The sequence below is a fragment of the Ruegeria atlantica genome (assembly GCF_947495585.1).
Classification (GTDB): domain Bacteria; phylum Pseudomonadota; class Alphaproteobacteria; order Rhodobacterales; family Rhodobacteraceae; genus Ruegeria; species Ruegeria atlantica_G.
This window is the reverse complement of the sequence record NZ_CANLZK010000003.1, coordinates 274,026-296,209: the sequence shown is the minus strand read 5'-3', so window position 1 is coordinate 296,209 and position 22,184 is coordinate 274,026. Positions and strand designations below refer to the sequence as shown.

The following is a 22,184-nucleotide window of genomic DNA, read 5'->3' as shown; positions in this document are numbered from 1 at the left end:
TTTTTGGGATCATTTGCCCAAACCTGCTGCGGATGATGGGATGGCTTTGGCAGTGTTCACTTTACCGATGATGTAACCCGACAAATGGTTGACAGATTTGCAGCCGAAGCGTGCGGAAAAATGCTGACCAATCCTTCACAACAACGCAATGTGAGGATCGTTGCTTGGCAGAAGACCATTGCAAGTTTGCGCTGGTATTTGGTGAGTACGCAAGGTTTCACCACGGCCATCATCGAACTGACGCCGGTCGTGTCTTTGCTGCGAATCTGATGACGCTCGGATGCGCGGCTACAGGCCGCGCACCCGTATGTATTCACCAGTCTAGTCAGCGGCTTTCGCCCAATACCTTGATCGCCCCCAGAAGACGGGCGATTTCCTGTTCCGTGTTGTAGTGACAAAAAGAAATGCGGATACAATCCGACAGGCCCAGCGGTGTAAGAACGTTGCCGGAATAGTGGTCAGCCTTTCGCGTATGGGTGCGAATGCCCTGTTGATTCAATATCTCGACCACGTCCTCGGACGCATGACCTTCGACCACGATTGACACCAACCCTTCGCGTGCCGGGTTTTCGGTGCCCGCCAGAATGGTCACGTGATCCATATCACGCAGCCCTGGCAGATTGCCGGTGCCGTTGATAGCAGTATCGGTCAAGTGGGTTTCATAGGTGTGAATGGCGCGACCTGCAGCCTCGATCCGCTTGCGCGGTTCGGTCTCATCCGAGACTTCGCTACCGAGCCAGTCAAAATACGCCACTACGTCCGATACAGTTGCGTAAGATCCCGCGTCACGGGTCCCGAACTCCCACCCGGTTGCGAGTGCGTCGATCAACATGTCATGCGGCAAAGCGCTGAGTTTGTCAGAAATCCAGGCGATACCATATCCGTGACGCGAAAACACTTTATAGGGCGAGATCGCGTAGCCATCGACATTATAGCCATCCAGGTCCAATTGCCCGTGGGCCGCATGCTGAATGCCGTCGACGATGATCAAACAATCCGGTGCCACAGAACGGATCGCCGCGGAAATCGCAGCTACGTCCATGCCCATGCCTGTCACGGGCGACGCATGCAGGATCGTTGCCACTACGACATCTGGCGTCATCAGCGCGATATAGTCATCGGCCGTCACCAATCCGGTGTCGTTGCCGTGGGGCACATTCACATACTCCAGCCCTGCGATTTCAGCCCAGCGGCGTGCTGCGCTTCGGGTGGCCGGGTGCTCGATGGATGAACCTATCACTTTTGACCCGTTGGGGGCGACCAGACACGCAGTGCGGATCATGCGAAACAGCAGCTCGGTTCCGCTTTCACCTGCGAAGAACTGCCCGGAAGATGCGTTCATGAACACGGCCAGGTCGTCCTTGGCCTTGTTAATAACGTCTTGGGTTCCCTGACCTGCCGGATTTATGCGCCCGGGATTGTCCGGGATTGCTGCATAGAAAGCCGAGGTTTCAGCGACGGATTTCAATGTCAGTGCTCCGCCCGCATTCTCAAAAAAGATGCGTTCGCCCTGAAATGGGCAAGTGCCGACATGGGCGAACCGGTCGCGGATGGCGTCGATGAGGGCAGGGTTGTCTTGGATCATAGATTTGTCCTGTGCATAGTCAGAGCGCGGTTCACGATCGTGCGGCGGAACTTGGCCACCGCGATAAGGCTTTGTTCCGAAAACCGTCGACAGAGTCATCGAAAATTCCGCGAATTGAATTGATCAGGCCGCATGCTGTCATCCTGTCAAGCGACAACGCGACATGATTGCGCTGCACCGTCGTTTTGTGTCGCTATCGAACTATTTTTTCCTAAAAATTTTCGCGTGTATTATCGGGAGATCCAGATGAGAATGGCGTCTTCTATTGGCTCGAAGGTGTGGTGAAGCACGGGATATGTATCGTGAACGGTTTCATATCCTCGACAATGGTTTTTGTCAGCTTAAGCAATCTTCCCTCAGGGTGTTTTTTACGATGGTCGGACACTTTCCTGCCGTTGGTAGATACGCTAGCTTGTTTGAAATAATGATTATTATTAAATAGTTATGCTGGATTTATCTATTTACTAAAAATTTAGTTTGACAGGCGCGCAGAAAATCGCTGATGCTGTCTGCTATCCGGTTTGCGCCGGAAAACCATAATTTTTTGGGAGGAAAGAGATGCGGAGACATCTACTTTCCGCAGTGGCGGCTGCTGCCGTCATTGCGGGGCACGGTCCCGTTTGGGCCGACGAAGCCGCAGCACAACGTTGGATCGACGACGAATTCCAGCCATCGACCCTGTCGAAAGACGAACAGATGGCGGAAATGCAATGGTTCATCGAAGCTGCACAGCCTTACAATGGCATGGAAATCAACGTTCTGTCCGAAGGCATTCCGACCCACTCCTACGAATCCGAGGTGCTGACCAAGGCGTTCGAGGAAATCACCGGCATCAAGGTCAATCACCAGATTCTTGGTGAGGGCGAAGTTGTCCAGGCCGTACAGACTCAACTGCAAACCGGCCGGAACCTGTATGACGGCTATGTCAATGACAGTGACCTGATCGGCACGCATTCGCGTCTGCAGCTGGCTTATCCGCTGACTGACATGATGGGTGGCGACTGGGCGGGCACGACCTCGCCGACGCTGGATCTGGATGACTTCATGGGCATTCAGTTCACCACCGGTCCGGACGGCAAGCTGTATCAGCTGCCCGATCAGCAGTTCGCAAACCTCTATTGGTTCCGCAAGGACTGGTTTGATGATGAGGCCAACAAGGCCGCGTTCAAAGAGAAGTACGGCTATGATCTGGGTGTTCCGGTCAACTGGTCAGCTTACGAAGACATCGCAGATTTCTTCACCAACGACGTAAAAGAAGTCGACGGCACCACGATCTATGGTCACATGGATTACGGCAAACGTGCGCCCGACCTGGGCTGGCGTATGACTGATGCATGGCTGTCGATGGCTGGTGCAGGTGATAAAGGCGAGCCAAACGGTATCCCCGTCGACGAATGGGGCATCCGCATGGAAGCAGGCACCTGTAACCCTGTCGGTGCTTCGGTGTCGCGCGGTGGTGCTGCGAACGGTCCGGCTGCGGTCTATGCGATCCGTAAGTGGGATGAATGGCTGCGGAACTATGCACCTCCGGGTGCGGCGTCTTATGACTTCTATCAGTCGCTGCCGGCGCTCAGCCAGGGCAACGTGGCCCAGCAGATCTTCTGGTACACAGCCTTTACCGCCGACATGGTGAAGCCGAAGTCCGAAGGCAACAACACTGTAGATGACGAAGGCACGCCGCTTTGGCGGATGGCACCCAGCCCGCACGGCCCCTATTGGGAAGATGGCCAGAAGGTCGGGTATCAGGACGTGGGTTCCTGGACCTTCCTGAAGTCGACCCCTGCGGATCGTGCTCAGGCGGCTTGGCTCTATGCTCAGTTCGTGACGTCCAAGACCGTCGATGTGAAGAAGTCCCACGTGGGTCTGACCTTCATCCGCGACAGCTCGGTCAACCACGAGTCGTTTACCGAGCGCGCACCTAAGCTGGGTGGTCTGGTCGAGTTCTACCGCTCGCCTGACCGTGTGGCATGGTCGCCGACCGGTATCAACGTGCCGGACTATCCGAAGCTGGCTCAGATCTGGTGGCAGCAGATCGGTGACGTGAACTCAGGCGCCTTCACCCCGCAAGAGGCGATGGACCGTCTGGCCGAAGAGATGGACATCACCATGGCCCGTATGCAGGCCGCGGATGAAAGTGCTGGTGTCTACGGTGGCTGTGGTCCCCGCCTGAACGAACCGCAGGATGCGTCGTTCTGGTTGGAAAAAGCAGGCTCGCCCAAAGCCAAGCTCGAGAACGAAAAGCCGCAGGGCCAGACCGTCAACTACGACGAACTGGTTCAGCGCTGGCAGTCTCAGTAAGCCATTGAAACCCGGGGATGCCGTTTCAGGCATCCCCACCTCAAGGCCAGTGCGACGCACTGAAGAACCGGAACCCACGGACATGATCGAACTACAAGATGCCACCAAACGCGTTGGCAACGTCATCCATATCAAGCCCACGACCCTGACGCTGCAAACCGGCCATTTCAATGTGCTGCTGGGCGCGACGGGATCGGGCAAAACCTCTCTGATCAAGATGATGGCCGGGCTGGACCCGATCGCCTCGGGCAAGGTGCTGATGGACGGGCAGGACGTCACAAGGCTGAACACGCAAAAGCGGCAGATCAGCCTCGTGCACCAGTTCTTCGTGAACTATCCGCATATGACTGTTTTTGACAACATCGCCTCGCCTTTGCGTGTGGCTGGGATGGCGAAATCCGAGATTGAAGGGCGCGTGGAAGAGGCCGCCGACCTGCTGCAACTGCGCCCTATGTTGCATCGCCGACCGCATGAGCTGTCAGGCGGACAACAACAACGTACCGCACTGGCCCGTGCCATCGCGAAAGAAAGCCGCGCCGTATTCCTTGATGAACCGCTGGCGAACCTTGATTACAAGCTGCGTGAAGAACTGCGCGAACAGCTACCCGACCTGTTTGCCGGTCGCGGGGCGGTGGTGGTTTACGCCACCTCGGAACCCGAGGAAGCGTTGCTTTTGGGTGGATATACCGCCCTTATGGAAGACGGTCGCGTTACGCAATTCGGCCCGACTGCTGATATCTATCGCAACCCTGAGAATATTGCCGCTGCGCGCGTGTTCTCAGACCCGCCGATCAATGTGGCCCGCGTCACCGTGTCAGCTACGCAGGCACAGCTTGCGGGCGGCGGCGGCTGGGCGGTTTCGGATTTGGCGGACGGCGAGTACATAGTTGCAGTACGACCGCACCGAGTGACTCCCACCCGCACCTCGGATGCCGATGTGGAACTGACAGGTCGTGTGATTGTCACAGAGCTATCGGGTTCGGATTCCAGCGCGCACTTCCAGCACGGGGATGATGCTTGGGTCTCTTTGGCGGCAGGCGTGCACCCTTATCGGGTGGGCGAAGATCACCGATTTTATATGAACCCGGCCCATTGCCGGTATTTCGGCCAAGACGGCAAAAGGGTGGCCTGACATGGCACAGATCAAGCTTTCAAACCTAAAACACAGCTATATGCCGACGCCAAAAGGCCCGGATGACTACGCGCTGAAGGAAATTGACGTGACCTGGCGCGATGGCGGGGCGTATGCCCTGTTGGGGCCATCAGGTTGCGGGAAGTCCACGTTGCTGAACATCATTTCCGGTCTTCTGACACCGTCTGAGGGGCAGATCCTGTTCGATGACCGCGACGTGACGGCCTTGCCGCCCGATCAACGCAATATCGCGCAGGTGTTCCAGTTTCCAGTAATCTACGACACGATGACCGTGGGTGAAAACCTGGCTTTTCCGCTGAAAAACCGGGGTGTCGACGCCGCGACAATCAAACGCCGCGTCGATGAGATTGCCGAGATGCTGGACGTCACCGAGTTGCTGAAAACCCGCGCGTCGGGCCTTAGCCCGGACAACAAACAGAAGATCTCGATGGGTCGCGGTCTGGTCCGCGACGACGTAAATGCGGTGATGTTCGACGAACCGCTGACTGTGATCGACCCACACCTGAAATGGAAGCTGCGGTCGAAACTGAAAGAACTACATCAGCGCGTCAAAGCCACGATGATCTACGTGACCCATGACCAGACCGAGGCGCTGACCTTCGCGGACGAAGTGGTCGTGATGCAGGATGGCGAAGTGGTTCAAATTGGCACGCCTGTTGAGCTGTTCGAGCGGCCCCAGCACACTTTTGTTGGTCACTTCATCGGCTCACCTGGCATGAACGTTCTGCCCTGTGAAGCCAAGGGCGACCGCGCCGTTTTTGAAGGTCACGAAGTGATGCTGGAAGGTCCGACCCATGGTGATGGCGGTCGAACCGATCTGGGCATCCGCCCCGAATATGTGGGGTTCGGTGACACCGGTATCCCGGCACATGTAACCAAGGTCTCGGATATTGGCCGTCACTACGTGGTCAGCGCCATGGTCGGTAACACGGCCCTGAAAGCAGTAACTGAACACAGTGTCCCGGAACCGGGATCACAAGTCTTCCTGCAATTCAAACCTGAACAATCGCGCGTCTACCGCGACGGCTGGATCGCTAGCGAGGAGCGGGCACAATGAGAACGGAAAACCAAAAGGCATGGTTCTTTGTCTTACCGGTTCTGGCACTGGTCGCCTTCAATGCGCTGGTGCCGATGATGACGGTGGTCAACTACTCAGTGCAGGAGACCTTCGGCAACAACCAGTTCTTCTGGGAGGGACTGGGCTGGTTCGAACAAATCCTGCGGTCCGACCGGTTCCAGGCCGCACTTGGACGGCAGTTCCTGTTCACTTTCCTGATCCTGCTGATTGAGGTGCCCCTGGGCATCATTGTGGCCCTGTCGATGCCGCGCAAAGGGTTCTGGGTTCCAGTTTGTCTGGTTCTCATGGCTCTGCCGATGTTGATCCCGTGGAATGTAGTCGGGTCGATGTGGAATATCTTTACCCTGCCCAAAATCGGCTTGCTGGGCTATTTCCTGAATGACGTTTTAGGCATCAACTATGACATGACGCAGCAACCGCTGTCGGCATGGATCACAGTCGTCATCATGGATGTCTGGCACTGGACTTCATTGGTCGTACTACTCTGCTATGCAGGCCTCGTATCGATCCCGGACGCCTATTATCAGGCCGCCAAAATTGACGGCGCCAGCCCGTGGTCGGTATTCCGCTATATCCAGCTGCCCAAGATGAAAACAGTCCTGACAATCGCGGTACTGCTGCGGTTCATGGACAGTTTCAACATCTATACCGAGCCCTTCGTTCTGACCGGCGGCGGCCCCGGCAATTCAACCACCTTGCTGTCGATCGACCTTGTGAAGATCGCGCTGGGACAATTTGACCTTGGCCCTGCAGCCGCGATGAGCCTGATCTACTTCGCAATCACGCTGCTGGTGTCGTGGGTATTCTACACTCTGATGACAAAGGATGACGCGCAATGAAGAAGCGTTCCCTTATTCCGATCCTCTATATCGCGTTTCTGATGCTGCCGATCTATTGGCTGGTTGCGATGTCCTTCAAGACCACGAACGAGATTCTGTCGGGCTTTTCCCTGTTTCCCCAAACATTTACGCTGGAAAACTACATCACCATTTTCACAGACCCGACGTGGTACTGGGGCTACATCAATTCCATCGCCTATGTGACTATCAATACAGTGCTTTCTGTCTGTGTTGCCTTGCCCGCCGCCTATGCGTTCTCGCGGTATCGGTTTCTTGGTGACAAACAGTTGTTCTTCTGGCTGCTGACCAACCGTATGGCTCCTGCTGCGGTGTTCGCGCTGCCTTTCTTCCAGCTCTACTCCTCTATCGGTCTGTTCGACACATATCTGGCCGTGGCACTTGCCCATACATTGTTCAACGTGCCGTTGGCCGTTTGGATCCTGGAAGGTTTCATGCGCGGCATTCCCAAAGAACTGGATGAGACCGCCTATGTGGATGGCTATTCGTTCCCACGCTTCTTCGTGACGATTTTCCTGCCGAACATCAAAGCGGGTGTCGGTGTCGCGGCCTTCTTCTGCTTCATGTTTTCGTGGGTCGAGATGCTGTTGGCCAAAACCCTGACTGCGGTAGAGGCTAAACCCATCGCGGCCGTGATGACGCGTACTGCCTCCAGCGCCGGGTACGAGTTGGGCCTGCTGGCCGCTGCCGGAACCCTGACCATCATCCCCGGAGCCATCGTCATTTGGTTTGTCCGCAACTACATCGCGCGCGGTTTCGCGATGGGTCGTGTGTGAGGTTCGATATGCGTAAACTTCTTCTCATTCTCCCCTTCCTACCTACGACAACCTTGGCTCAGGCTCAGACCGGATGGGGCAACGTTGGCCAACAAGAGGAAAAGGGATTTTCCTGGACCGACCCTTTGTGGCCCGATTTCTGGATGGCCTGGACGCCTGCGACACTTGCAGTTTTCGTTGGGATATTCTCAGCCATCGCGCTGATTGGCGTTCTCGAAGGCTTCAAGTATCGCGACGGGATTGAGCGGCGCGGCGTGTTGGGTCTGACCACCACGCTCGGCGATCGTCTCTTCATCACGCTTCTTGGGGCTGCCTACATCTTTCTGGCCTGGCTCGGATTGGTTGGGCAACCGGTTTGGACGCCGCTGTTTTTGTCCATCGGTTGGGGCATCTTCGTCTTCTGGAAAGTTTAGGCTTTGCGAAACAGTGAAAGGATGCTTGTCTGTCAGGCATACTAAAAAATGGCGACACCGAGACTGATGCGAAAGAAAAAAACTACAAACTTGCTGACCGAAGTGGAACTTGAGTTCATGAATGAACTCTGGGCGCTGGGTCAGGGCTCAGTCCGAGATGTTCTTGATCGTTTGGCGCCAGATCGAAATCTGGCCTACACATCCGGCGCAACAATTTTGCGCATTCTCGATGAAAAGGGATTTGTAGAAAGCGAAAAGAACGGCAAATCGTTGATTTATAGGCCACTTCTGGAAAAAGACAGGTATCAGTCGCGTTCGCTGCAAAATCTCTCCCGAACGTTATTCGACGACACCCCCGCAACTTTGGTTGCAAGGTTGGTCGACGATGCGGGGCTGACAGAAGATGATCTGGAGGAAATTCGAGCACTGGTAGAGAGGAGACTGCAAAATGACGGCGGTTAAACCGGTTCTCGACGCTTTTCTCGAGTTAAATGTTGTACTTGGATTGTCGGCACTTATCTGGCTGGCTGTGCGCGTCGTGTTCGCGCGATCGTCTATGCGATATGGGTTTGTTGCACAACTTCGATCGCTCAAAGCACTTTGTATTTGTGTTGTGCTGAGCCCGGTGCTGGCAATGGGTGTCTCGGCCTTTATCGGTTTTCTGTGGCCTGGACGCGCAGTCGCACTGGGGGATCTGGCCGTGGCTGCCTACTTGCGTGGTGATATTGCCATGCCGGCTGCGCAGTTCGAAACCCTGCTGAACACGCGCGAACGTTGGCTTGATCACGTTCTTTCTGGTTCGTCTGTCCTTGTAACATGCGTTTTGATTGCATTCGCCCTGGTGTCGACTTTCTTGACAATTCGTGTGCTTCGCGATGCATGGGCAATTCGCAAAACCGTGAGATCCAGCTTTCTTTGGCGGCGGTCGTCGAAGGTAGACATTCGTTTGTCGGACCGGATAAACGTACCCTTCGCTGTGCGCGGCCTACGTCGCCGCCACGTCGTCTTACCCAGCCATTTGCTAAATACACCGCGTGAATTGCGGTTCGCTCTGGCACACGAATTTCAACACATCCGTGCCATGGATGTGGAGTGGGAGCTGGGCTTTGAGCTGATGCGCCCGCTACTGTTCTGGAACCCGGCATATCTGGTGATTAAGCACCAGTTTGACCGACTGCGCGAGTTGGCCTGTGACCAATCCGTTGTCTCGCGTAAGGGGATAGACGCCAAAGACTATACGGCCTGTTTGCTGGATTACTGTTCGCGATCTCTTACAATGAACTGCCCACGCATTCTTCATGTGGCCTTGGTGAACGGGACAAAAGCAAAGCATGTGTTGCGTTTGCGTGTGATTGCCTTGACCGAAGCGTCGACGGCAAGTCCTCCTCTGCCTGCCGTATTTCTTGGGATGACCCTAGCATTGGCAACCATTCTTGCCATCAGCTCGGCGTCAGTACGCCAAACTCAGGATTGGAGCCACGATCGCTTGATGCTGTCGACAGTTGTTAATCTGGAACGGCTTGAGGCTCGCACTCAGGGGAATTGATATGCGGTGATGCTCTCCGGCCAGGGTTGGAGAGACGGATTGCCGTTTCATGCGCACGATGTTCAGCGCCGTGAAATTTTGGCCCGAGGCTGGGGCATGTTGAGTTCCTGATTTTGCGTTAAAGCGGGGCAGGGGTGCCCGTTCTAACGCAACCAGGCAGAGCTATGTCGTTTCACCAACGTACAACCGCTTGCGCAACCGGCATGGTGTTGCCTTGCGGGCCCGAAACCAGTGCGAGTTGCACGCTTCCCAAAGAATGGATCGGAAATAAACGAGAGTCTGACGCAAATATTCAGACTCTTTAATGATCCCCTATAGGTTGTGTAGTTTTTGCCACAGCGTGGCAGTCAAACCCGGGCAACCCTGCAGTCAGATTGACTGCAGAGATCAATAAAATAGAAGTGGATCAATAATTTATGGTTTGAGGCTTTGAGTTTTTTATGAGCGCTGTTTTGCCCTCTTTAGGTGTACATCTTTTAGCGGATTTCTTCGATTCAACTGCACTTTATGATCCTGCCCCAGCTGAAGAAGCTCTGACACGCGCGGCTATTGCAGCCAAAGCGCATGTCCTTGACGTCGAAACTCATGATTTCGGACAACGTGCAGGGTTTACCGGGGTGGCTTTGTTGGCTGAGTCCCATATCTCGATCCACACTTGGCCCGAGCATGGTTATGCCGCCGTTGATATCTTCATGTGCGGCGACGCCGAGCCGCAGCGCAGCCTGGATGTACTGAAATCCTATTTCCGCCCGCAGCGCATTGAGGTGCAATCCATCAAACGGGGCCTGATCGGACAAAACGTGCCGCGGCTGGCTATCGCCGGCAGTTGAAGGGCGAATGAGAGAGCTGCGCAGATGCCCGGTCACGATATCTCTAATCCTGTGCGCGATTTGCGTCTACGTGCTGTTCGGTCCGGTGCGTTATTCGGGGCCTGTGCAAAGCTTGCCCGACCATCTGTTGTTCGTGATCCGGCATGGCGATCTGAGCCATCTGACACTCAACTGTGTGATGATTTTCATCGGCGGCTGTCTGACCGAACCTCGCTTGGGCAGTACCGGGACCGCAGGCCTTGTGATCCTGAGCGTCGTTGCCGGCACAGTGGCAGAGTTCGTTCTGGTCGGGCCGGGGTTCGTAGGGTTATCAAGCGTTTCCTATGCCCTTGTTGCCTTTGGTCTTGTAGCAGCGGGACCGCCAAGCCAACGTGTTTGGGCGCTTGCGCTGATATGCATTCTGCTCGTCGCCGAGTTTTTGTACCTGCGGTCTCAGATCGCGGTTTTCACCCACATTACATCCGCGTTGGTCGGGGGAGGTCTTGCCTTGTTTAATGCGTTGTTCGGCTCGAAGGGGCCGACCCTCACGCCTATGGAATGGCGGCATGTATCGCCTGCCATTCAGATCATCGCCCAGACCGATGAAGATGACGCGGCCGAGGCTGAAGACAAATTTGTTAACGAGGGCACCCAAAACATGTTTGTCCTGCAAGATCGGGGCAACGTGCTCGGTCTGATCGGCTACAGTATTGACGAAGATGTACCTGATGTTGCGTGGCTGTCCTGGACCTACCTGGATCAGGCCCAAACCGGCAAAGGGTTGGGCGGGCAGATGTTGAACGACATGCTGGGTAAGCTTGCGCAGCTACAGATCCGCAAGATTTTCATCGAAACCAGTGACTACGAAGAGTTCGGCAAGAAAATCTATGCCGCCGCGCATAAGCTGTATGAAGAATTCGGGGCAGCGGTCGAGTTGACCGTACCTGGGTATCACAGCCCGCGAGAGGCGAAAATCATCTATGGATTGGATAATCCGGATGCGCCCGAACTACCGCACGCCCATCCTGCCTCAACCACAGGTCTGTCTGTCGTTGACCTGCAAAAGGCCGCGGAAACCAACGATGTAGCGGGACTACGCTGGAGCGAATCCGGTACCGGGTTGAACGGGCTGGATCAGCAGCTTTCGCTGGCTCGCACGCAGAAATATCGCATGGCCATTCTTACTGTCCCCTCTGATCTGTCCGACGCACATGCAGCCGAATTACAGGGGCAGGGGATGAAGAAATGCGGTGCGCTCAAAGAATTCTACGGCAAGGACCTGCACCAGGATTGGTGGTCCTATGACCTTGATGAAACCTGAAAACACAGTCTTAACTCGATAGGAGAAATTATGTTTGGAAATCTAAAAACAATCGTCATTTTGGGCGTTGTGGGCTTCATAGGGTATTCGGTGTTCCTGGCCCCGAAGTCCGAACAGACCGCCGATCTTGGGCAGGTTCTGGACCGGACCGAATTTGCGATCAACGAGTATCAGGAATATCTGACAGCTAACAGCATCGCCGAAGCCTCGGACGATCAAGTGGAAGAGTTCACGGAGTATCTCACCCAGATCATGAACTCGGAACCGCGCTTTTATGACGAGCCGCTGGGTCTTGAAATTCTATCCGACGCCAAGTTCTCGGGTTATGCAGACGCTAATGCAAACGGCGCACGAGACTCGGATGAAGGTGAGATTTTTACCATCGAGATTGACGAGGCCAACAGACGCCTGATCGCCACTGACACTACTGGTGAGTCCGCTGGCCTGCGTTTCTCGGGCGCTGGCTTCCTGGCCGGTGCGCTGATTGGCAACCTACTCAGCCGACAGCGTTCGGCCGGTATCAGCGCGTCAAGCTTCAACAACCGTAACGTGACGCCGCGCGCCAGCTATTCAGCTCCGCGCAGCGCTCGCGCTGGTGGTCTGCGCGCCGGTAAATAAGGCGCCGCGTCCGCAACATACTCCACTCAGGCCCGGCGCTAATCGCGTCGGGCTTTCCAGTTATTCGGAATTCAATATGACCGACACTTTGACACCGCGTTACACAGAGCTGCCACGCCGGCAGGCGATGGTTCTGCTTGGCGCGATCCTTGTTGTTGCCCTGTGCGGCATTGTCTACGAACTGATCATTGGAACGGTGTCCAGCTACCTGCTGGGCAACTCGGTCTATCAGTTTTCACTGACCATCGGGTTTTTCATGTTTGCCATGGGCGTCGGGTCATATGTCTCACGCTTTTTCCACGGCAACCTGATCCAAACGTTTATCTGGGTTGAACTGATTCTGGCCTTGGTCGGCGGCCTGTGCAGCGTGTCATTGTTCATGCTCTTTCCCTATGCGCCGTGGTTCTACACGGTGGGAATGTTTACCTTTATCTCGACCATCGGGTTTCTCGTCGGTTTGGAAATTCCGCTTTTGATGCGGGTCTTGTCCGAAAGCAGTACCGCGCGGGAATCCATCGCCGACGTGCTATCACTTGACTATATCGGAGCGCTTTTCGGATCTGTTTTGTTTCCAATCCTGTTGCTTCCATCGCTTGGACTGATTTCATCCTCATTCGCCATTGGCCTGACCAATGCCATGGTCGCTTTGCTGAGCGTCCTTTGCCTACGCGACCAGCTGGATTCACCCAAACGGATGCTAGTCAGCGCAATCGCGACCATCGTTTTGCTGTTCGCGCTGACTTTGCTGGCCGGGCGCATCACTGCGTTTGCGCAGGACCATCTGTATTTTGACCGTATCGTCTGGCGCAAGCAGTCGCAGTATCAGTCGCTGGTGGTCACCAACACCTGGCAGAAAAATGACGTGCGCCTTTACATCGACGGCCACCTACAGTTCGCCGAAGCGGATGAGTATCGCTATCACGAGGCCCTGGTCCATCCGGTTCTGTCATGGGGGGAAAACGCGCCCAAGTCCGTATTGGTTCTGGGCGGAGGCGACGGGCTGGCCGTGCGAGAGATCCTGAAACACCCCAGCGTCTCGCGCATCGACCTTGTTGATCTCGATCCGGCGATGACCGACCTGGGGCGCAATCTGGCCCCTATCGCGCGCCTGAACGAAAACAGCATGGAGGCCTCGATTCTGAACGTCTACAACACCGATGCATTCAACTATGTCAAATCTACCGATCAAACTTACGATCGGATCATTGTAGACTTTCCCGACCCCCATAACGAAGCGCTGTCAAAGCTCTATTCGATCGAGTTCTATGCCATGGTGAACAGCATTTTGAGCGACGATGGTGCTTTGGTCACTCAAAGCAGCTCTCCCTTCTTTTCACCGCATACCTATTGGACGATTTCCGAGACCCTTTCCGAGATTTTCCCGCAGGTGGTGAACTATCAGGTTTCGATTCCGTCATTCGGGGTTTGGGGTTACAACCTTGTGGCCAATGATCCGACGGCGACTCTGGGCGAGGTTCCAGAAAGTGCGCGCTTTCTGACATCCGGTGTCTTTGAGGCCGCCCAGGTGTTTTCCGAGGACCTTCTTCCCAAGCGAGAACTGGCGATTAATTCCATCTTTGACCCGGGTATCTATCACGAATACTCGCGTGACGTTTCTGGTTATTGAGCCGGGCTGGCCACTTGGGAGCCTATCCCTACTGCAAATGAAGTGGATCTTCGAGAGTGCATCTCTGAACGCGCCAAGACGGAATACGCTGCAGAGGTACAAACCCCTCATGGTCAAAAGATACTGGACAGCGTGATACATTGCGTCGAAAGCGTTCCGCACAATGAACGCGTCGCTATCTCGGGGCCTGCATTTCGCATTTACTCAGAAGAGGAAGACGGGGAATTGGATGTCCCAATCAAGCTTTTGGGAACAACGCTGACCTGGCTAGTTTCTTAGCAATCGCAAGCTCCGACACATCTCTGATTGCTATCGACGCAGCACGTTCACGACCCACCGGTTCTTGCGCTTCAGCCTGATCTGTTGAGGTCAGGCAAAGCATGAATGGCTGCAATGCGAGAGCTGCACTACGGCGGCGGGCGACGCGATGAACGGCAGCTTTGGGCCGAGCGCTGGGGCAGGGTATTCTGCTGATCAACCAAACTCAAGTAAGACACACTGCGCCGGTTTCCAGGTTGCGAAGAGGCTCACTGGCGTTCGTTTGACGTAGACTTGAAGCGCTTGAACCATCGAAACATTAAATAAGCGCAAAAATCCAAAGGTGTTGAATTCAATGGGAGGCGAGTCTCAATAATTCAGTCCCATTATTTACGTAGTCGGACAGTTTAGCCTCAACAGCAATAAAATACGCATAATCTATCTTATGTAAAAATTAATTTTTGGAAGTTGTCGCCAAATTCCAAAATCGACGCCAGAAACTAGCGAGGTTGACCATCGCGAATTCATCTACCATCCTATTTGCGTATAGTTTGTTTTATTGTGCGAACCTGCACGTTTGTTTTGGCAAGGTCGATGAAATGACCGATAGTTCACAAAAGACCTACGTGCATGACACTCATCGTCTGCGCGACCCCGCGCGCACTCTAAGCATTGTGCAACCATTTCTTCGGGAAATGGGTATAACTCGGATCGCAAACCTGACCGGCCTGGATCGGATTGGTTTGCCTACCGTCATGGTTGCTCGTCCCAATTCCCGATCTGTTGCGGTGTCACTTGGTAAGGGACTGTCGCTGCAGGCAGCGCAAGCTTCAGGCGTTATGGAAGCGATCGAATCCTGGCATGCCGAACGTGTGCGACTTCCGCAACGGCTTGCAAGACATACCGATTTGGCTGATGAAGCGACCGTTGTGGATGTGGAGCGATTGCCTAAAGTCACCGGCGCGCAATTTGATCCCAATAGCAACATGTTGTGGGTCGAAGGCCGGGATTTGAAAAGCCAACGGACCTGCTGGGTTCCGCTTGAGATGGTGGACACTGACTACACTGCTGCTCCACTCGCCGGACAACGCGCCTTTCCCAGAACAACAAACGGTTTGGCTTCGGGCAATAATGATGCCGAAGCGAGTTGTCATGCGATTTGCGAATTGATTGAGCGGGATGCAACGACGCTGTGGTCTCATCAAACCACGACCGCGCGCGTTGATCTCGGCACTGTCGACGACCCACGATGTCAGGCGGCCATTGAAAAAGTCACCGGCGCAAATCTGGAGATCGGGCTGTGGAACACCACGTCGGATACCGGAATTGCCAGTTTTCGGTGCGTGATCTGTGAGGCCGGCGGGCAACCTGGTCACATCGGCATCGGCGACGGATGCCATCCGGATAGAGCAATCGCGTTGCTGCGCTCGGTGACAGAAGCTGCTCAGACCCGGCTGACCTATATCTCGGGCGCCCGCGATGATCTGGATCCAGCAGAATTCACTGACCAGGCGCAATCTGATCGATGTAGATATGTACGGGATCTGATAGATCGTGCCCCTCCGACAGAGAATTTCCAGGACTGCCCGACGCATTTAACCCAGACATTCGAGGATGACTTGGCTTTGCTGTTGAACAGATTAGAGGCCGTCGGGATTTCTCAGGTGGTGATCGTGGACTTGTCTCGGCCTGAATATGATCTATCGGTTGTTCGAGCGGTCATACCGGGCTTGGAAGCGCCACACGACGATGCGGACTATATCCCGGGCCTAAGAGCACTGCAGATCAGGCAGGAAACCGCATGACCGTCGTTGTATTTGTGGGCCCTACCCTGCCAGCACAGGAAGTCACGGCACAGTTGAATGCTGCGGTCCTGCCCCCTGTTCAGCGGGGTGATGTATATCGCGCAGCCAAGGATCAACCGCACGCCATTGGGATCATAGATGGGTTCTTCGAAGGTGTGCCCTCGGTCTGGCACAAAGAAATCTTGTGGGCGATGGAACAAGGGATACCGGTCTTTGGCAGCGCCAGCATGGGCGCCCTGCGTGCCGCGGAACTTGCCGATTTTGGAATGATCGGTGTCGGCGGAATCTTTGAGGACTACCTCAGCGGCGTTTTGCAGGATGACGATGAGGTCGCAGTGCTGCACAGCCCGGCCGAGTTGGGATTTCAACCGCTTAGTACACCGATGGTGTCTATCCGAGCCACAGTCAAACAGGCGCAGGCCCAAGGGATTTTACCTGCTGAAAGTGCCGCCGAAATTCTTGAGCATGCTAAATCCAGACACTACCGGCACCGCATCTGGCAAGACATCGGCCAAGAAGTAAACAACCTGCCCGGAGTTGAGGCCTTTCTGGATTGGCTGCCGAAGAACCAAGTTGATGCCAAGGCGGATGACGCCCGCACGATGCTGGCGCTAATGGCGGATTGCCTGTCGCAAGGCACCCTACCCTCAAACCCTGTCACCCGTACCGAACCGACATTGGTTTGGAAACAGTTACGCAATCGCATCGATGCCGACGTAGTCAAAAACAACGCCGTGATAGACGAATTGAGGTTGGATCCGGAACTTTTTTCCGAGTTGCGCGACCGGGCGGTGCTGAGCGTTATCGCGCAAGAAGAAGCGACCGAGCAGGATCAGCAACCTGATCGCGAAACCCTGATCCGGCAAATGACGGACCACAGGGCCAAAGCAGGATTGTCTCATAAAGCGCATTTGATGGAATGGCTGGATTCGAATGATCTGAACCTCGCGGGGTATGAAGACATGCTGGCGGATGCCGCCCGGATCGATGCGGCGGTCGCTGCGCGTTTACGCCATTTAGACGGGCCACTACTGGCCGAACTGAAACGAACCGGCAAATATGTCGAGCTGCGAGATCGGGCAGTCGCCAAGAGTAATGCTGCCGTTGTGAATGGCCCCGTCTCGGGGGCGGATCGCCTGCGTATGGTTTTGTGGTACTTTGAAAAAAGTCTTGGCACGGACGTACCGGATAATCTTGACAGCTATGCGATCTCGCTTGGCCTAACCGGGCGTGCGGCGCTTGATGATCTTATCGAAGCTGAGTTTTTGTTTTGCGGCAGGAATTCCAGCGCGGGGGCCTCCAACGGCAAGGCGGCATCCGTCAGGCACGAAGGATCGATTGATGAATGCACATGAGTCTTTAAACGACGAACCCGGCACACGGTTCCTGTTATACCCGCAATCGCCATTTCTGGAGCCGGGTGTTCAACCCGAACTGGTTGAGATTTCGGCTCCGCAGGGCAGCATCGGACCGGGCCCATCCGGCCCGCGCATGTACACCGTCAATCCTGTTGGCAAAACCACACCTTACGGTGCCATCGTTCCAGGGCCAAATGGACCGGGCATGTATCTGCCGCCATGGGACGGGTACACTCAGCCGCCCGCGATGCCAGATGAGTTTGGGAATTTCTTTCATATTGCCCCATCCGACCCCTCATTTGAGGCGGCGCATTTGTTCGGGTCGGCCCATTTTACAATGGATGTGTGGCAAGGGTATTTTGATCGACCAATCCCGTGGCATTTCGCGCCCGATTTCGACCGGCTCGAACTGTCCCTGCTTCCCAGTCTGGACAACGCACATATTGGCTGGGGGTTTCTGGAAACAGGCGGCACACACGAACATGGAGATGAGTACCGCCCATACAGCCTGAACTTTGACGTTGTCTCCCATGAAATTGGACATGCCATTATCTATAGTGTCATTGGTATGCCGTCAGACGGGGATGCGTCGGGCGAATATTACGGATTTCACGAGTCCGCTGCCGATATGGTCGCCCTTCTTGCGTCGCTGCATTTTGGTTCGGTTGTTGACGCACTGTTAAAAAACACGCGGGGCAACCTGTACACATTCAATCGTTTGAACCGGTTTGCCGAACTGGGGGAAAACGCGCAAATCCGAATTGCCGCCAACACCCGGTCCATGTCAGAGTTTGCGGCCGGATGGACCAGCGAACACGATCTGTCAGAACCATTGACCGGAGCGATGTTCGACATTTTCGTAGATATTTATCACGAACGCCTGCTGCTGCATGGGCTGATCTCACCTGAAGAAGAACACCTGTCCGATCAACTGGAAGATTCTCCGGATTACAGCGAGGTTATGCAGGACGTGTTCGATGCCCGTTATGCCGAAAACCCCGAAGGTTTCCGGATTGCTTTGCTTGAGGCGCGCGATTTTCTGGGAACCTATCTGGCCGACACGTGGGAGCGGCTGGATGCAGATATGCTCAGCTATTTCGGTGTTGAAAAGGCCCTGCTGGCGGTTGATCAGGAAATCACTGGCGGTGCGTTTCGCAACATCATCGAAGGCAACTTCCGCATGCGAGATATTGGTCTGACATCTGCCGGTCCGCGTCTTCCCGATCCCGAAGAAGACAGCCACTCTGCTTCGGTTCGCACGCAGGTGCCAGGGTAACTTGTAAAATCCTTTATTTTTAAACGGTTTTATGGCATGCAATCGGAAGAAGTTTATTGGAACGCATTTGCTCGAATATTTTTCGAGTTTATTTTGAGGGGGAGATGAGGGTTCTGGCTTCGTCGATCCCATAATTGGGAGAGAGAGATATGCCTGAATCCTTGCTCAGTTTTTCAGAAGTGTTGATATATGGTCGCGAGCTCGAAGATTTAGAGTACAAACGTATCCCGTCCGGTGGCAAGGGCGCCAACAAGCATCTCGACGAACAGTTTGGGGTGGAAAATGGAGAAAAAGAGCTAAACGGTCCTCGGTTCGCAAAGATTTATGGCTTTGCCTTTGAAGGTACTTATTACGATTTGCCGGAGCCGGTGATTTTTTTGGTCCATGGTAAAGGCGGTCTGGTCGCTGATCCCAATGAGCCCCCGGACAACGCTTCCAGAGCACCGAAGGAACCGGGTATCGGCGGCGTCGCTGCAGCAGATTATCAGGTGGCCGACGGTATTCGCTTCTGGAAGTATGACAAATCTGACCAGACCATGCGTATGGACGTGATGACCGGCCAGTTCGAACAAGTCCTGCTGGACATCTATTTCGGCTTTGACAGCCCGGCTATCAGCGGTGCCAAAGTCAGCGGCGCGAAAGTAAGTGGGGCCAAGGTCAGCGGTGCCAAAGTCAGTGGCGCGAAGGTGAGCGGTGCCAAAGTCAGCGGCGCAAAGGTACGCGGCGGCGACTAAATCCAGTTTTCGAAAGTAAGCTCAGGGGCACCGGAACGCGGTGCCCCTTTGCATTTTTAGAACCCGGCCTTTTTTAGACCTTCCACAAAGTGCTGCGTGTCTTCCTCTAGCCGATCCGGTTGAACGGTTGTCCATCGGGCTAGCGAAAAGTTCGGATGCGCCTCGCGGTGCTTTTCCCTTATCAGGCGGGCCATGTCCGTTTGACCTAGCTGAGCATAGCTTGCGGCCAGCATACGCTGCCCCTCGGTCGGATTGTTCATCTTGTTGACCGTCTCAATTACATCCTCATAGCGTCTTAGATTGTAATACGCCCCACCCAAATGCCAAAGGTATTGATCCGGGAAATAGGGATTGAGACGCATTGCCTGCTGAAGATGCGTTATGGCCGTTTCGTTGTCGCCTGAATGAGCCAGCGCATCGGCAAAGTCAGAATGCATATCCGCGTCATTTGGGTTTAACGCCAGCGCCCTCTGATAGGATTGGATGGCGGCGTCATGCTCTTTGCGGTAAAGATGCACATAGCCCAATTCGCCGAAACCACGCGCGTCGGTCGGGTCCAGCTCAATCGCGCGCTGCGCCAACATCAACGCCTTTTCCAGCGATTGTGACGGCTCTTCGGCCCAGGAATAACGCCAGTCGATATTTAAGGTTCGCGACAGCGCCGCGGCGGCTCGGGCATACCCTTCGTCCCTTTCAAGGGCCGATTGATAGAAATTCTGCGCCTTGCGGTTGTCGTTTCGGGTGTATTTGAAGATGTGGTGCTGGCCTTGCAGGACCGATCCATAGGCTTCGAGATCGTTTGGAATCGCCTGAATCATGCGCTGCTTTTCATGCGACTCGATCATCACCGCAGTGGCCGCCACAATGCACTCTGTGACCTCATCAAGAATGTCGAAAATATCGTCAATCTTGCGATCGAACCGTTCGCCCCAGATCGTGCGCTCGGTGTTGGCATCAATCAACTCGGCGGAAATCCTGATCCGACTGGCTGACCGACGTACACTGCCGCGCGCGACATAGCGGACATTCAGCTTTTGCGCGGCCTCTTTCGGAGGCATCGACTGTGTCCTGAAGAAAAATGACGAGTTCCGGGCGATGATAAAAAGGTTCCGGAACTTGGACAGATTCATGATGATGTCGTCCGTCAGACCTTCGGCGATCCAACTGTCGGACTCATCGCCGCCAGAGCTGCTGAAGGGCAGAACGGCCACCGACGGCGTATCCGGCCGTTCGAATATGTCCCCTTTCAGATCAGGGCGCATCGTGCCGGCCATGGTCGCGCCTGCCACTTCGCTGCGGACGCAGTAGGTCGAGACAGGATTCATGATGTTCTTGAGCTGTTTTGGCCCCAGAAACTCGTACCCAAAACGCAGGCGATTGCAGACCTGATCATACACGGCAGAGCTGACATAGACCCGCTCAGGCTCGGCTATTTCTTGCAACCGGGCCGCGATATTGACGTTGTCACCATGAATGCCCCGCTCGTCTATCAGAATCTCACCAAGGTGAATCCCGGCCCGGAACTTGATTCGCTGATCCTGCGCGCGGGTTTTATTCTGATCGCTTGCGATTTGATGCAATTCGACCCCGAATTCCACCGCGCTGGTGGCAGTTTCGAACAGGGCCAGAATCCCGTCCCCACGTACCTCTACCACCCGACCGTTGTACTTTGCGCACGATGCCTCAAGCAAAGAAATCAATGCTTTCAATTCATTATAGGTATCCAGCTCATTCTCGCTCATAAGCCTGGAGTATCCTACGACATCGGCGAACAATACTGCGCCAAGCCGTTGCGTAATTGGAATGTCAGAAATTGTCGTACTCACAAGTGTTACTCTTTTTTCGGATTCATAGCGGACCCGTAACCAACATATATCAAAAAACGTTTTTGACGACCGAAGCAGTTTTGATCGGAACTGATCACACCTCTGCGATCTGAGGCGGCCATGACCAGGCGGCGCAATCATTCGGCCCCAATGTCACGATCGTATTCGCATCCAGTTCCTGTGCCAGAACGTTTCGGCGAACCATCCACTCGGATTTCAGAATGCCCACAACAACCATATCCTGAAACTCACCTTCAGCGAACCACGCTTGACGCATCGTCCCTTCAATCTGGAATCCTATCTTGGCAACAAGATCACGGCTGTGATGATTGTCCTCACGATAATAAGACGTTATGCGGTTTAGCCCCAGCTGTCGAAATGCCAGATCCAGCACCAAAGCGGATGCCCGAAGCCCGACGCCAGATCTGCGCATTGCCTTGTTGACGAAAACTGCAACCACTGCATCGCGATTGATGTTCGAGATAGACTCGAGACCGGCCAGCCCAACGGCCTCACCTGCGGAGGACTCGACGACAAACCAACATTTGCGGCTGGCATCGGAAGACGTAAATGAATCTCTCCAAAATTCTTCGGCATGCGATGTATTGAGGGGCACGCGCGTTGTACGATCAAAACGCGCAAGGTCTTCAACGTCCTGAAACCAACTCAGAACGGAATCCAGATCTGCCCTTTCCATCGGACGCAACCTGAACGTGTTTTGTGAATTGTTGCTCACGATAAATAGTACCTTTGAAAGAAATCAGTAAAATCTGCTCGGACACTAGCACAAAAAATTTAAAATTACGAAATGAGATTACAGTATCTCTGTCCTCTGTTTAATTCACC

General features: G+C 54.6%; 20 protein-coding genes. 17 read left to right on the top strand and 3 right to left on the bottom strand.

Annotated features, from left to right (window positions below; all coding sequences use genetic code 11):
• The first annotated feature begins 84 nt into the window (after positions 1–84).
• On the top strand, positions 85–270 hold the full coding sequence (locus QMP16_RS09055) for a hypothetical protein (protein ID WP_282152094.1): 186 nt from the start codon (positions 85–87) through the stop codon (positions 268–270).
• Between the two features lie 55 nt (positions 271–325).
• On the opposite strand, the gene QMP16_RS09050 is transcribed toward QMP16_RS09055, so the two are convergent.
• Entirely contained in the window at positions 326–1,585 is a 1,260-nt protein-coding gene (locus QMP16_RS09050) for an aminotransferase class V-fold PLP-dependent enzyme (RefSeq protein WP_282152093.1), read from the bottom strand.
• Between the two features lie 558 nt (positions 1,586–2,143).
• Here QMP16_RS09050 and QMP16_RS09045 point away from each other — a divergent pair.
• The 16 genes from QMP16_RS09045 to QMP16_RS08970 all read left to right on the top strand — a co-directional run bounded on the left by QMP16_RS09045 (position 2,144) and on the right by QMP16_RS08970 (position 19,512).
• Positions 2,144–3,883: an ABC transporter substrate-binding protein gene (locus QMP16_RS09045; protein ID WP_282152092.1), complete on the top strand. Its 1,740-nt coding sequence runs from the start codon at positions 2,144–2,146 to the stop codon at positions 3,881–3,883.
• An 82-nt stretch (positions 3,884–3,965) separates the two neighbouring features.
• The gene (locus QMP16_RS09040) at positions 3,966–5,015 is read left to right on the top strand and encodes an ABC transporter ATP-binding protein (RefSeq protein WP_282152091.1); all 1,050 of its coding nucleotides are present in this window, start codon (positions 3,966–3,968) and stop codon (positions 5,013–5,015) included.
• Position 5,016: 1 nt separating this feature from the next.
• Positions 5,017–6,093 (top strand): ABC transporter ATP-binding protein, encoded by a 1,077-nt coding sequence (locus QMP16_RS09035; RefSeq protein WP_282152090.1) that lies wholly within the window; start codon positions 5,017–5,019, stop codon positions 6,091–6,093.
• On the top strand, positions 6,090–6,953 hold the full coding sequence (locus tag QMP16_RS09030; RefSeq protein WP_058274620.1) for a carbohydrate ABC transporter permease: 864 nt from the start codon (positions 6,090–6,092) through the stop codon (positions 6,951–6,953). Before QMP16_RS09035 ends, QMP16_RS09030 begins: the two co-directional genes overlap by 4 nt.
• Complete coding sequence (locus QMP16_RS09025) at positions 6,950–7,747, top strand: carbohydrate ABC transporter permease (RefSeq protein WP_058274621.1); 798 nt, start codon at positions 6,950–6,952, stop codon at positions 7,745–7,747. Before QMP16_RS09030 ends, QMP16_RS09025 begins: the two co-directional genes overlap by 4 nt.
• Positions 7,748–7,755: 8 nt before the next feature.
• Positions 7,756–8,160 (top strand): DUF2160 domain-containing protein, encoded by a 405-nt coding sequence (locus tag QMP16_RS09020; RefSeq protein WP_282119455.1) that lies wholly within the window; start codon positions 7,756–7,758, stop codon positions 8,158–8,160.
• A gap of 66 nt (positions 8,161–8,226) precedes the next feature.
• A complete protein-coding gene (locus QMP16_RS09015; RefSeq protein WP_113790821.1) occupies positions 8,227–8,622 on the top strand; it encodes a BlaI/MecI/CopY family transcriptional regulator in 396 nt (131 codons plus the stop codon).
• Entirely contained in the window at positions 8,609–9,706 is a 1,098-nt protein-coding gene (locus tag QMP16_RS09010; RefSeq protein ID WP_058274623.1) for a M56 family metallopeptidase, read from the top strand. Before QMP16_RS09015 ends, QMP16_RS09010 begins: the two co-directional genes overlap by 14 nt.
• Before the next feature lie 440 nt (positions 9,707–10,146).
• Complete coding sequence (speD, locus tag QMP16_RS09005) at positions 10,147–10,536, top strand: adenosylmethionine decarboxylase (protein WP_282119453.1); 390 nt, start codon at positions 10,147–10,149, stop codon at positions 10,534–10,536.
• Between the two features lie 7 nt (positions 10,537–10,543).
• Positions 10,544–11,836 carry a GNAT family N-acetyltransferase gene (locus QMP16_RS09000; protein ID WP_282152089.1) on the top strand — a complete coding sequence of 431 codons (1,293 nt, stop codon included), beginning with the start codon at positions 10,544–10,546 and terminating at the stop codon, positions 11,834–11,836.
• 30 nt (positions 11,837–11,866) lie between these two features.
• Positions 11,867–12,454: a hypothetical protein gene (locus QMP16_RS08995; protein ID WP_282119451.1), complete on the top strand. Its 588-nt coding sequence runs from the start codon at positions 11,867–11,869 to the stop codon at positions 12,452–12,454.
• A gap of 76 nt (positions 12,455–12,530) precedes the next feature.
• Positions 12,531–14,081: a polyamine aminopropyltransferase gene (locus tag QMP16_RS08990; protein WP_282152088.1), complete on the top strand. Its 1,551-nt coding sequence runs from the start codon at positions 12,531–12,533 to the stop codon at positions 14,079–14,081.
• 857 nt (positions 14,082–14,938) lie between these two features.
• Complete coding sequence (locus QMP16_RS08985; RefSeq protein WP_282152087.1) at positions 14,939–16,144, top strand: YcaO-like family protein; 1,206 nt, start codon at positions 14,939–14,941, stop codon at positions 16,142–16,144.
• Positions 16,141–17,499, top strand: coding sequence for a TfuA-like protein (locus QMP16_RS08980; protein WP_282152086.1), 1,359 nt, complete (start codon positions 16,141–16,143; stop codon positions 17,497–17,499). The genes QMP16_RS08985 and QMP16_RS08980 overlap by 4 nt, the downstream gene beginning before the upstream one ends.
• Positions 17,486–18,778, top strand: a complete 1,293-nt coding sequence (locus tag QMP16_RS08975) for a hypothetical protein (RefSeq protein ID WP_282152085.1) — start codon at positions 17,486–17,488, stop codon at positions 18,776–18,778. The genes QMP16_RS08980 and QMP16_RS08975 overlap by 14 nt, the downstream gene beginning before the upstream one ends.
• 149 nt (positions 18,779–18,927) lie before the next feature.
• The gene (locus QMP16_RS08970; protein WP_282152084.1) at positions 18,928–19,512 is read left to right on the top strand and encodes a pentapeptide repeat-containing protein; all 585 of its coding nucleotides are present in this window, start codon (positions 18,928–18,930) and stop codon (positions 19,510–19,512) included.
• Between the two features lie 56 nt (positions 19,513–19,568).
• Here the strand turns inward: QMP16_RS08970 and QMP16_RS08965 are convergent, their stop codons facing one another.
• Both QMP16_RS08965 and QMP16_RS08960 read right to left on the bottom strand, forming a co-directional pair.
• Positions 19,569–21,338 carry an adenylate/guanylate cyclase domain-containing protein gene (locus QMP16_RS08965; protein WP_282152083.1) on the bottom strand — a complete coding sequence of 590 codons (1,770 nt, stop codon included), beginning with the start codon at positions 21,336–21,338 and terminating at the stop codon, positions 19,569–19,571.
• 94 nt (positions 21,339–21,432) lie between these two features.
• Positions 21,433–22,074, bottom strand: a complete 642-nt coding sequence (locus tag QMP16_RS08960; RefSeq protein WP_282152082.1) for a GNAT family N-acetyltransferase — start codon at positions 22,072–22,074, stop codon at positions 21,433–21,435.
• Positions 22,075–22,184 lie beyond the last annotated feature (110 nt).